Raw genomic sequence first — 12,826 nt, forward strand, 5'->3', positions numbered from 1 at the left:
ATATGTGCCTTTTATTCATATCATGTTCTAAAGAACGGCGCCTATGACCTAACTCACCAATTTGTAAGCGTTTTTAGAAGAATGACCGACGGACAGATCACGGCTTTAGAGCGATTGACACTTATAGATATTTCTGACAAACTCATCATAGGATTGCCGCTAAACCGGCAAAATCAAACTTAAGGAAAAGAGGTGGGTTTGTGGAAATCAGACAGTTAAACGCAGACGAGTTTGATGACAGTTTGACTTTATCCGAATATGCCTTCCAGTATAAATTGCCGCCGGAGGATCGGGAGAAACAAAAGGCCCGGTTTAACCCCGAGCAGACCTGGGGAGCTTTTGAAGGGGGCGAATTGCTGGCCAAACTTACTTTGCTTCCGCTGCAAATTTACATACAGGGGAGAGCTTTGCCGATGGGAGGCATCGCCGGCGTCGCCACCTGGCCGGAGAATCGCCGGGGCGGGCTCGTCAGCAAGCTGCTGTCCAAGGCGCTGGCCCGAATGAATGAAGAAGGTCAGGTGTTGTCCTGCCTGCATCCCTTTTCCGTTCCTTTTTACCGCAAATTCGGCTGGGAATTGTACACAGACTACAAAAAATATACGATCAGCACGGGCAATTTTCCGGCAAAAACGCAAGTTGAGGGGACGGTAAAACGCGACATTAAAGACATCGAGCTGCTGAACCGGATTTACCATAAGTTTGCCCAAAAATATAACGGTACCCTCGTTCGCGATACCGACTGGTGGGAGAGAATGGTGATCGGCAGCGAAGATCATACGGCCGTATATTTTTCCGAAACGGGCGAACCGGAAGGTTATACGATATACCAGGTAAAAAACAGGGAACTGCTGGTTGACGAGTTTGTATTTCTAAACGATACGGCGCGAAAAGGTCTGTGGACGTATTTGGCCAATCACGATTCGATGGTGACCCAGGCCGTGGTCGATCATGTCCCTGCGGACGATTTGCTGCCGTTTATGCTGCACGATCCCCGCTGCAAACAGGAAATCGTACCGTATTTTATGGCCCGGATCGTCAACGCCGGAGCTTTTGTCGGTCAGTATTCGTTTGTTGCCCCGGCCCCGCAGACCCACACGGCTCGGCTCAATCTTCGGATCATCGACGCGATTGCCCCTTGGAATGACGGTTCGTGGAAGCTTGAAGTGGATGGCGGGGGACAAGGGCAGCTAGTGAAGGCAGAACAGACCGCCGTGGATGACGGTCTAACTTGCGATATCCAAACTTTGACGGCCATGCTGCTCGGTTATAAAAGACCGCGCGAAATGTATGCTTACGGCCGCCTGAGCGGCCCGGAACGGGATGCGGAGACGCTGGAGCGGCTAATCCCGGTTAGCGCGACGGCTTTAATGGACTTTTTTTGACAAGTAATATAGAAAAAAGACAAAGACCGAGGACAACCCACGTCCTTCGGTCTTTTTTCTGCAATTTTCCCGCAATCAGAAAAATTCAAACCTCAAATCGCAATATTGCCTCCTCAAAAAATGTATCCGTTTTCGTTAGACTGAAAATGAAAAATCCGCAAAACCAATGAAAGGGGTACAAGAAATGAAGAGATCGAAACCGTGGGCCATCCTGCTCGCTGTGGTCATGATGGTGTCCTTGCTGGCCGCATGCGGCGGCGGGGGCGGCAACAGTAAGACAAGCAACGGCAGCGCCAACCCTCCGGCGACCACGAATGAAGGCGGAGGAACGGAGAACTCCGGAACCGGCACCGGCGAAAAAATCGAGCTGACCTTCTGGTCGCTGGGGACGACCAACTACGAGGAACTGGCCAAGGAGTATACGGCAGAGCATCCGAACATTACGATCAAGTTCCAAAACACGTCCGACCAAACGGCGCATCACAACAACCTGACCACAGCGTTGTCCGCTGGTTCGGGCGCGCCTGACATCTTTATGTTGGAAATCGCCTTCATGGAACGTTTCATCAGCGCCAAAGACAAGTTCCACAACTTATATGATCTGGGCGCCAAAGACATCGAAAGCAACTACCTCGACTGGAAATGGAAACAAGCGACTTCGGTCGACGGTTCTTTCCAACTCGGATTGCCTACCGACATCGGACCGACGGTCGTTTACTATCGTACGGACTTGGCGGAACAGGCCGGACTTCCTACCGATCCAGACGGCTTCAGTGCTGCCATCGATACATGGGATAAATTCGCTACGGTGGCGAAGCAGTTCAAGGAAAAAACCGGCAAACCGTTTGCCGATTTGACGGACCTCGTTTACAACGGTTTGCGCGACCAATCGCCGGACCAAATTTATTTCAACAAAGAGGACGGCGCTTTCATCGGCGATACGAATCCTCAAGTGAAGAAAGCATACGACTTCACGGTAAAGGGCATTCAAGAAGGCTGGATCGGCAACTGGATCCTGTGGTCGCCGGAATGGCAAAACGCGATCAACAAAGGCGATTTCGGCGTTATGCTCGGCCCGGCTTGGATCGCAGGCACGATCCGCAACGCCAAAGACTCCGCGGGCAAATGGCAAATCGCTCAGCTTCCGGAGGGCGCGGGCAACTGGGGCGGTTCCTTCCTGACGCTGCCGAAAGAAGGTAAACATCCGAAGGAAGCTTATGAATTCATTTCCTGGCTCGTCAACAAAGACAACCAATTGAAATCGTTTAAAGAAAGCGGCTTGTTCCCTTCGATTCCGGCCGTATATCAAGAACCGGCATTCAGTGAAGACAAGGACGAATTCTTCAGCGGCCAAGTCATTGCCGAGGCGTACGCCAAATCGGCGGAACGCGTAAAACCGGTTTACTACGGTCCGCTGCATGACCAGGTCGACACGATCATCAAAAATGCGCTCAAAAACGTGCTGGAGAAAAAAGCGGACCCGCAAAAAGAATGGGACGAAGCGATGAAGCAAGCGAAAACGCTGGTTGACCGCAGCTAATATGAACAATTAGCAGTAACGAAATCCAATCACTCATCTCGATTCGCAAGGGGGAACATACCCTCTTGCGAATTTGGATTTACTTTTAATTCACACCTTGGAGGTGCGTCCATGGCTGACACAGCAGCTACCGCAAGCCCGGTCCAGCCCGCTCCCGGAAAAAAAACGTTCTGGAACGAAACGAGGCGGAGCCGGCTTACGGCATACGGATTTATATCGCCGTTTTTTATTTTGTTCGCGATTTTCGGCCTTTATCCGATTTTTTTCACGATCTATTTGTCCTTCTTTAAATGGGACGCCCTGGGCCCGATGAAATATGTCGGCTTCAAAAACTATCAGCTGATTACGTCCGACCCGACGTTTTGGATTTCCTTCAGCAATACGATCCTCATGGGCCTCATGGGGACAGTGCCGCAATTGATTGTTGCACTGCTGGTCGCCGTGATGCTCAACTCGGCGCTCAACAAATACAAAAACACATTCCGTGTTTTGTATTTCATGCCCAACATCACATCGATCGTCGCCGTTACGCTGGTGTTCAGCACGATGTTCGGCAACAACGGGATGGTGAACTGGTTATTGAACAGCTTTGGCCTGGAAAGCGTCCCGTTCAACTCGGGCTGGTGGGGCGTTAAAATCGCCATCTCCACGATGGTCATGTGGCGCTGGATGGGTTATAACGCGATTATTTTCCTGTCCGGGCTGCAAAGCATTCCGACCGACATTTACGAGGCCGCGCGGATTGACGGAGCGAGCCGCTGGCAGCAGTTGATCAACATTACGCTGCCGCTTCTTCGTCCGTTTATCCTTTTCGTCACGCTGGTATCCACGATCGGAGCGCTGCAGCTTTTTACCGAACCGTATGTGTTCCTCGGCCAAGGCGGCACCGGCTCCACGCGCCAGGAAGGCGTCACGATGGTTACGTATTTGTACAGCGAGGCGTTCAAAAACGGGTTCTTCGGAACGGCGGCCGCCACGGCGGTGCTGCTGTTTATCGCCACGATTATTTTTTCGCTCCTTAACATGATGGTGTCAAGCCGCATGGGCGGAGATACGGGAGGGGAAAAGGCATGAGTGCGACTGCCATCAAAAAACGAAAACCCGATGATCCGGGCGTTCTGGCCAAAACTTTGTTTTATATCGTCATGGTCATCGGGGCCGTCTTGTCCGTGTTCCCTTTCTACTGGATGTTTGTCGTCGCCACCAATGAGAAGGATGCGGCTTTCCATATCCCTCCGCTGATGACGCCGGGGCTGGAGTTTTTCAACAACTTCGACCGCGTGCTGGAGCGCACGGAATTTTTCCGGGCGATGTTCAACTCGATTGTCGTCTCGACCGCGGTTACGGTATCCGTCGTCTTTTTGAGCACTTTGGCGGGGTATGCTTTCGCTAAATACGAGTTTCCGCTGAAAAAAACGCTGTTCGTGTTCGTCATCGCCACGATGCTCGTCCCCGCGCAGCTTAGCGTGCTGCCGCAGTACGTCATTATGGCCAAGCTGCATTGGATCGACAGCTACAAAGCGCTGATCGTTCCGGCCATGGTCAACGCCTTCGGGATATTCTGGATGCGGCAATACATCTCTTCCGCCGTCCATTCCGAATTGATCGAAGCGGGGCGGATCGACGGAGGCGGGCATTTCCGCATCTTCTGGAGCATCGCCATGCCGGTCGTCACTCCCGCTATGGCCACGCTGGGGATTTTGAACTTCATGAACGTGTGGAACGACTTCTTCTGGCCGCTGGTCGTGCTGAAAAACAAAGAAAACTATACGCTCCAGCTGGCGCTGCAGCAGCTCTTTACCAACAAGGACGGGCTTGATTTCGGGATGATCATGTCCGCGACCTTTACCGCGACGCTGCCGTTATTGATCGTGTTCCTGCTGTTCAGCCGCTGGGTTATCGCCGGGCTGACCTCGGGGGCGATTAAAAGTTAATGGGCCGGGAGTTTGCTAACTTGGCAAGGAATATATAACACGATGAAGAATAATAGAGTAAGGAGAGGCTTAGGGGGACACCAAACATGAAGCTCCGTCGAAAAATCTTGCTGGCTATTATTCTTCTTGTGTTTATTCCTGTAATCCTGATGGGGTCGATTTCGTATTACAATTTTTCAAAAGCGATGGAGAACAAATCCAGCAATTTTTACTGGGTTTCGCTGCTGGAGACCGACCGCAAATTGAAGTTTGCACTGAACGAGGTCACGACCGTGTCCAATTCGGCGATCACGCAGCCGGTCATTCAAAAGCTGCTGAAACAGCCGGACTTTGCCGTGACGTACGAGCAGAAACAGGATATCAACAATTTGATCAACCATCCGATGATCACCTCCTTCGGCCTGTATTCGAAAGACAAGCTCCAATATCAACTCAATGAAGCGATGTCCTTTGAAGAGTTAACAAAACAAAGCTGGTATGCGGCGATGATAGCGGCCGAAGGCCGTCCGGTATGGGTCGGTCCCGGCGAAAACGGCTCGGCCTCTGCGGGCAAGCCGGTTTTGATCCAGGCACGTCTGATTAAAGATTACTATTCGCTGGAGGATATCGGCGCGGTTGTCATTTACGTCAAACCCGATATTCTGGATCAGGTATTTTGGGATGCCGCCACGTTAAAGCAGGGGGATATTCTGCTGGTCAACAAGCAGGGGAATATCGTCTTTGACAAGTCCGGTGAACATATTGGGGAACAAACGGAGTTTCCTTTTTTGACCCGGGGGGATGCGGGCGAAAAAGGCTACTATACGGACAAATATCAGGGCGAGAAGTCGCTGATCACTTATTTGCCTTCCCATAACAAAGATTGGTTTCTGGTAGCGATCACCCCCAGCAAGCTAATCGCTTCGGAATCGCTGTCCATCCGCAATATCGCCATCGTGCTGGTGCTCGTCTCTTTGATCTCCGCGTTTCTGTTCGACCGGTTTTTCGTGCGCCGGCTCGTCCGCAGCATTATCGGCGCGGTTAACGGGATGAAACGGGTGCAGCAGGGCATCTTCGTACCGATCACCTCAACGGTAAGCGCCGGGGACGAAACGGATCTGCTGGTCGACGGCTTCAACCGGATGAGCACACAAATCAGCGAGCTGATCGAACAGGTCCAGACGGAACAGGCGAGAAAAAAGGAAGTCGAGCTGCAGGCCTTGGTCGCCCAGATCAATCCGCATTTTATTTACAATTCGCTCGAATCGATCAATTCGCTGGCGGTGTTGCAGGGGAACAGGGATATCAGCAAAATGGTCGTGTCCTTGGGAAAGCTGCTCAGAATCAGCATTAGCGAAAATCAGCAACTGATCCCGCTTTCGATGGAAATGGAGCATGTGCGGCATTATCTGGATATCCAGAAATTCCGCTTTGAGGACAAATTCGCTTACCAAATCGAAATCCCCGAGTCTCTGAAGTATTACAAAACCCAGAAGCTGATCGTTCAGCCGATCGTGGAAAATGCGCTGTATCACGCGATTGAGCCGATGGAAGAGAACGGGATCATTTCCATTACCGCCAGGGAAGGCGAGCGGGATATTTTGATCGACGTCATGGACAACGGTCCGGGCTTTGACTCGGATACGCTGATGCATTTATGGAGCAAGGACTGGGGCAACTTGAAAAAATACCGGGAAAACGGCGTGGGCCTGAAAAACGTCCATGAACGGCTGCGCATCCGGTTTGGCGGTTACTACGGCATTATGATTTGTTCCTCTCCCGGATTCGGATCGATTATTCGCATCCGCATTCCGAAGATACTTCAATGAGCTTTATGCGAAAGTCAAACGATGAAGGGGGAGCCGCCATGCGCAAATGGTTTTTGAATTGGGGTTGGATCGTGGTTTACGCGTTTGTGCTTGCCGTATCGGTCCTGGTCATCGCCGCCGACGGGCATGAGCCGATCGAGGAGAGCCAGACGGACAAAATTACGCTGACGTTCCGCCATTTTTGGATCAAGGAGCATGACCGCCAGATGCTGAACATCGTCGAGGATGTCGTGGACGAGTTCCAGCGGACGCATCCGAACGTCAAGGTGAATTTTGAAGGGATGGACCAGACCGTCCATCGCGAGCAGAAGCTGAAAAGCGAAATGGTGACGGGAACGCCGCCGGATATGTTCGTGTTGTTTGGGGGCGCCGAAATCGAGCCGTACGTTCGCTCCAACCGGTTGATGGACCTGACCGGTTTCGTGAACGAAAACAGACTGCAGGGAGAGTTTCAGGATCTGCATCTGTGGACGTTTAACGATCGCATCTACGGGCTGCCGATCGAAGGGAACGCGGAGCCGCTGTTTTACAACAAGGAAATTTTCCGGGAGCTGCATTTGGATCCGCCGCAAACGCTGGATCAGTTGAACCGGGCGGTCCGGGTGATCGCGGCAAGCGGAATTACGCCGTTTGCGCTGGGCAATGAAGAAAGATGGCCGGCCGCGATTTTTGCCCATTATTTAATGGACCGGTACGCGGGACCCGAGCTGATCGATGATCTGGTGAAGGGTGAGGGGAGCCAAAGCTTTGTCAATCCCGGCTATATGCAAGCGTTTACGCATTTGGAGGCGTGGATTGACCAGCACGCGTTCAGCATCCCGGCCAACGATATGTCGACCGAAGAGGCCATCGAGCTTTTTACCAGCGGGAAAGCGGCCATGTATCTCAACGGGAGCTGGGACATCAATCTGTTTCATAACGGGAAAGCCCCGGCCGAATTTCAAAACCAGGTCGGCGTTCTCCCGTTTCCCTCCTTGACGCGGGACGGGGAGAAATCCCTCGCCGGGGGATACACGATCGGCATCGGGTTGTCCTCCAATCTGGATGAAGCGAAGCTGAAGGCGGCACAGGAGCTGCTGCGGGGTTTTTACACGGAGGAGGTTCAACGGCGGATCGTTTACGAAGCGCTGCGGATTCCATCGATGAAGATTTCCTACGATTCGAAAAAAACGGGGCCGGTATTCGCGCAGGTTACCCGGTTGATGGAACAGAGCCCGCCGAGTTTTGTGCCTTACGATAATGTCCTCTCTCCGGAGGTCAACAAAACATTTCTGAAGGTGCTGGGGGATATGATCGACGGGAGAAATTCTCCGGATGAAGCGCTGGAGCAAATTCAACAAACTTCGGAACAGTATTGGCGGCTGCGCAGGAGCTCCGCCCCCGAAGACTCGGTTTGGAGGTGAAGCAAGTGGAAGCAAAGCTGGATAAGGCGGAGAAGTACCGGGTTATTTTGGTCGATGACGAGCCGGTCATTTTACGCAGTCTGAAGGTGGCCGTGCCCTGGGAGGAACTGAACCTGGAGATCGTCGGGGAAGCGCGGAATGGGGAAAAAGCGCTGCAGCTCGTCCGGGAGCTGTCCCCGCACATGATTATCAGCGACATCCGCATGCCGGGCATCGACGGGATCGCCTTGATGAAAAAGGTGCTGGCCGAAAACCCCAAGCGGCTGTTTATATTCATCAGCGGGTACGGGGAGTTTGAATATGCCCGCGAGGCGCTGCGGGAAGGCGCCTTCGATTATTTGCTGAAGCCGATCGACCATGATGAGTTGATCGAGATGATCCAGCGGGCCAAAAAAAACCTGGAAAAGCAGATGGAAAACGACAAGCTGCTGCATTCCGTCCAGGTTTTGTCTGTGCTCGCGCGCGAGCGCCTGTTTGCCGAGTTTATCGAAGGCAATCAGGGGCAGAGCCCGATTCAGCATATGCGCTGGCTGGAGAACAGCGAGCTGGCGCAGGAGTATTTTATGGCGGTCATCCAATTGGACCACTATATGAAATTGAACGAGCAATGGACCCCGGAAGAGCGGCGGTTGTGGCTGTTTGCGATCCGCAACATTTTGGGGGAATGGTCGCTGGCAAACGGCGCGCTGACGGTATTTCCTTTTCATGGCGGGGAGTGGGTGCTGCTGTTTCCGGGTTCGCTCAGCGCGAAGAAGGAGGAGCTTGGCAGCGACGTCATCCGCCAAATCAAGATGAACACGAAATTGTCCTGTTCCATCGGGTTCAGCCAGCTGGCGGCGGGGATGGAGCAGTTAAGCGAGGCTTACCAAAGCGCGGCCAAAGCGCTGTACCGGCGGTTTTACAGCGACCGGGAAGGCGTGTTTCTCGACTCCGGTTCGGGTTCGGGGCTGGAGGCGGTCCGGGAAGCGAAATATCCGAAGCATCTGGAGGCGGCGCTGCTCGAGAGCATTCGTACACTGGACAGGGAGCGGCTGCTGGGTACTTTTGACGAGACGAAGCGGTATATTGAAGATCAGGCGTTCACCAAGGAGATGGCCGAGCGGATGATCGTGGAATTGACGGTAGTGCTGTACCGCCAGTTTGAGCATCTGAATTTATCGATGGAATGGCCCCTGGAAGGGCTGCTGCAGGAGCTGCACTCTTTGGGGACCCTACATGAAATGATCGGTCTGCTGAAAAGCAATTTCGGCAAATGGATCACCGACAGCCGGGAGAATCCGTCCAAGGAGAATGTCCAGAATGTGATCGGCAAAACCCAGGAGTACATTCTCGGCAACTACCACAAGGACCTCAGCATCGACGAGGTTGCCGAGCTGGCCGGCCTCAGCATCAGCCATTTTTGCCTGCTGTTCAAGCAGGTGAGCGGATATACGTTCCTGGAATACTTGACCCAATGCCGTATCGAGAAAGCGAAATTCATCCTCAAGAACAGTCATGTCAAAGTGTACCAGGTTGCGCCGATGGTCGGCTACCAGGACCCGCGCTATTTCACGCAAGTGTTCAAAAAAGTCACCGGCATGACGCCGACCGAGTTCCGGGAGGCGGGGGCTTAGGATGCCACGTTCTGATTGGAAATATCCAATGTGACTTGAGAATGATTGATAAAATTTATAGCTTGATTGGATATTTCCAATAGATGAGGCTTGGCTAGGTGAAAAACGGACGATTTGAGCGAATTCTATTGGATATTTCCAATGAGAGCTCAAAATGACGTTCATATCCCGCAATCTATTGGATTTTTCCAATGTGAGCGTGACGCGACTCCAACATCTGCATCCGCACGCGTGAAAAAGGCAGCCATTCCTGCATTTTTAATCAGGGAAGGGCTGCCTTTAAATTTAGGAGGGGCGAGGGGCTGCTTTTTATAACCGCTTTCTCCGGTAGAAGGCGATAAATGTGGCGGACAGGATCAGTACCAGCAGAGAAACGCCAGTGAGGATCGCTTCGGTGCGGTTGGCGGCTTCGTTTCCGTTTCCGGCCCTTTGGCCGAAACCGCCCGGGCCGCCGCCCTTTGGACCGCCTCCGCCCAGGGGGCCGCCGCCCCCCATCGGACCATTGCCGCCCATCGGACCATCGCCACCCATGGGGCCGCCTCCGCCGGGAAAACCGTCTTGACCTTGTCCGCGTTCTCCGCCTATGTTCCGGCCTCCTTGCTGTTGATTATCGCCGGCCGCACCATTGCCTTGCTGTGTGGCTTCATCCTGAGCGCTTTGCGCCGATTGTCCATCCGCCTGTGCATCAGGGGGAGAGGTATCGGCGGTTTGCCCGCTCTGCGAGCTAGCTACGGCTGCTACGGGCTCTACGCTTTGCCAACTCTGAACGTTAGAGCCGTATTTGCCGTTCAGAGCGGCTGAGAATGCACCGGTTTTGCTTTGCTCTCCTTGTCCGCTTTGGGTTTGGCCCTGCTGATCACCCTGCTGATCGCTCTGCTGGTCACCCTGCGCGTTTCTGTTGCCCGGCACATTTTGGCCAGCTTCGGGATTACCGCCCGCCTCGGGCATGCTTCCGTCACCCATAAGGGGCGTAACGCCCGGCATGCCGCCCATACCACCCATACCACCGCCGCTGCCGGAGCCATCTCCGGATGAGGGGATCGTTCCGGCAAGCTGCTGCGAAATGTTCTCTATTTGACTGGCATTCGTGGCGATTAATTGCGTGACGGCCTGTCCGAATTCTTCAAATGTGTAGAACGCCGTAGGATCGGCTTTGACATATGGCGCAATCATTTCGGACAGTGCCGTTACGCGCTGGCTAAATGCTTCGTTGGCCAAAAAGCCGTCTACCGCCTGCTGGAGAATTTTATGGTAATAGGCCTTATACTCATCGACCGCAAGAAGCTTTGCTACCAGAGGCCGTTCGGAAACGACGCCTTGCGTCGGCTCATCGATCAACAGGCTGCTTCTGCTCCGGCTAGTCCCGGCCCCTGCTTGGGCTGGTTTGCCTCCTTCGGCAGCCGCGCCTCCACTGCTGTCCTCCGCGCCGTTTGCGGCAACTCCATCTGCCTCCCCGCTTGCGGCAGTTTCACCCGACACAGCACCGCCCATCGCGCCGCTTGCGGCAGTTTCACCCGGCGCAGCACCGCCCATCGCGCCGCTTGCGGCAGCATCGCCCGCCGCAGCCGCGCCTCCGGCACCGCCGCTTCCCCCGGCGTCAGCAGCGCCGTCCTTGCCGGAAGCTGTGCCGTTCGCACCGTCCGCGCCCGCCGGCGTACTCGCCTCGCCATTCGTGCCCGCCGACGCATTCGCTCCGCCATCTGCGCCCGATGGCGTACTCGCCTCGCCATTCGTGCCCGCCGGCGCGTTCGCTCCGCCATCTGCGCCCGATGGCGTATCCGCCTCGCCATTCGTGCCCGCCGACGCATTCGCTCCGCCATCCGCGCCCGATGGCGTATTCGCCTCACCGTCCGTGCCCGCCGGCGCGTTCGCTCCGCCATCTGCGCCCGCCGGCGTACTCGCCTCGCCATTCGTGCCCGCCGACGCATTCGCTCCGCCATCTGCGCCCGATGGCGTACTCGCCTCGCCATTCGTGCCCGCCGGCGCGTTCGCTCCGCCATCTGCGCCCGATGGCGTATCCGCCTCGCCATTCGTGCCCGCCGACGCATTCGCTCCGCCATCTGCGCCCGATGGCGTACTCGCCTCGCCATTCGTGCCCGCCGGCGCGTTCGCTCCGCCATCTCCGCCGCCCGCTCTGCCTCCAGGGCGGCCCATACCACGGCCCATGCCGCCGCCCATTCCTCCAAACGCCATGTTATAGTCCCAAGGCAGAACGGAGAAGACGCCGTCATCTTCGTACAAATAGTAGTTTTGTTTGTTTCCGCCGATATAGCTGTCCATATTGTTCGTCAGCACATTCAGCGCGATGTAGCCCAAGGCTTCCTGCACATCGATGTATTTTTCGTAATCGCTGCCGTTGTTCAGCTCGTCCAGCATTTTGATCAGAATGTCGCCGTTCGTCGTTTTCGACTTCCGCTCAAGCCCGGTGTAGGCGTCCGGATCGTCGCCGAGCCATAGCAGATCGCTGCCGCTGCCGGTCATTACCCCTTTATACAGGGCGCCGTAAGAGTTCCCGAAATTTCGCTCAAGGTAAGCGTCGCCGACCTGCTCCACAGCCAGGTAAAATCCCCACAGCTTGCCGTTGATATAGATGTTCACGAACGAATGCTTCGGCGTCGGCAGCCCCATCTCCTCGGCCAGCTCATAGGTCAGAAACTCCCGCATATAGGAGGCATCGCTGTAGTTGTTGTTCAGATTGATTTTTTGAATGCCGTCCAGCGTTTGATTGACATATTCGTCAAAAGATAGCTTAAAGCTGTACCGGTCGGAATCGTCCATTTGCACGACGCTGCGCAAGCTCAAATTGCCTTTGGTGCGAATCCCGACATTATCGAAATGCAGCCCGTTGTAGTCGACGGATGCCGTTTTGAACTCTTCGGCGCTGGCGTTGTCCAGCATATCCTGAAAATCGTCCTCATCGATCGTAATCTTCACATCGACGACCTTGTCTTTCGGAAACACTTCTTCATCCAGCTTCTGCTCCTCCGCCGAGACCACCGGAACCGCCGTCTTCCCGCTGCCGGCCAGGCCGCCGGAACCGCTGGCGAATACGCCGGCGTTGTAAACGGCCTCGCCCGCGATCAGGCCGAAGAACAGAAGTGCGGCGCCGATCCAAGCCAGAAGCCGGGTCCCTTTGCGCTTCATCC

The 12,826-nt window shown here is 54.5% G+C and carries 8 protein-coding genes; 7 read left to right on the forward strand and 1 reads right to left on the reverse strand.

All coding sequences use genetic code 11. The features are described 5' to 3' along the window. Nucleotides 1-200: 200 nt before the first annotated feature. The 7 genes from NYE69_RS08385 to NYE69_RS08415 all read left to right on the forward strand — a co-directional run bounded on the left by NYE69_RS08385 (nucleotide 201) and on the right by NYE69_RS08415 (nucleotide 9,680). Entirely contained in the window at nucleotides 201-1,382 is a 1,182-nt protein-coding gene (locus NYE69_RS08385; RefSeq protein ID WP_340925775.1) for a GNAT family N-acetyltransferase, read from the forward strand. A 184-nt stretch (nucleotides 1,383-1,566) separates the two neighbouring features. Further along, the gene (locus NYE69_RS08390; protein WP_036626046.1) at nucleotides 1,567-2,922 is read left to right on the forward strand and encodes an ABC transporter substrate-binding protein; all 1,356 of its coding nucleotides are present in this window, start codon (nucleotides 1,567-1,569) and stop codon (nucleotides 2,920-2,922) included. 111 nt (nucleotides 2,923-3,033) lie between these two features. Beyond that, nucleotides 3,034-3,996, forward strand: coding sequence for a carbohydrate ABC transporter permease (locus NYE69_RS08395; protein ID WP_036626043.1), 963 nt, complete (start codon nucleotides 3,034-3,036; stop codon nucleotides 3,994-3,996). Further along, nucleotides 3,993-4,856 (forward strand): carbohydrate ABC transporter permease, encoded by an 864-nt coding sequence (locus NYE69_RS08400; protein WP_036626041.1) that lies wholly within the window; start codon nucleotides 3,993-3,995, stop codon nucleotides 4,854-4,856. Before NYE69_RS08395 ends, NYE69_RS08400 begins: the two co-directional genes overlap by 4 nt. Before the next feature lie 86 nt (nucleotides 4,857-4,942). Beyond that, nucleotides 4,943-6,664, forward strand: coding sequence for a cache domain-containing sensor histidine kinase (locus NYE69_RS08405; protein WP_340925777.1), 1,722 nt, complete (start codon nucleotides 4,943-4,945; stop codon nucleotides 6,662-6,664). A 38-nt stretch (nucleotides 6,665-6,702) separates the two neighbouring features. Continuing rightward, on the forward strand, nucleotides 6,703-8,067 hold the full coding sequence (locus NYE69_RS08410; protein WP_340925778.1) for an ABC transporter substrate-binding protein: 1,365 nt from the start codon (nucleotides 6,703-6,705) through the stop codon (nucleotides 8,065-8,067). A gap of 5 nt (nucleotides 8,068-8,072) precedes the next feature. Continuing rightward, a complete protein-coding gene (locus tag NYE69_RS08415; protein WP_340925779.1) occupies nucleotides 8,073-9,680 on the forward strand; it encodes a response regulator in 1,608 nt (535 codons plus the stop codon). 309 nt (nucleotides 9,681-9,989) lie between these two features. Here the strand turns inward: NYE69_RS08415 and NYE69_RS08420 are convergent, their stop codons facing one another. Next, nucleotides 9,990-12,824, reverse strand: coding sequence for a CotH kinase family protein (locus NYE69_RS08420; protein WP_340925781.1), 2,835 nt, complete (start codon nucleotides 12,822-12,824; stop codon nucleotides 9,990-9,992). Nucleotides 12,825-12,826 lie beyond the last annotated feature (2 nt).

This window comes from Paenibacillus sp. FSL R5-0527, assembly GCF_038008055.1.
Taxonomy (GTDB): domain Bacteria; phylum Bacillota; class Bacilli; order Paenibacillales; family Paenibacillaceae; genus Fontibacillus; species Fontibacillus macerans.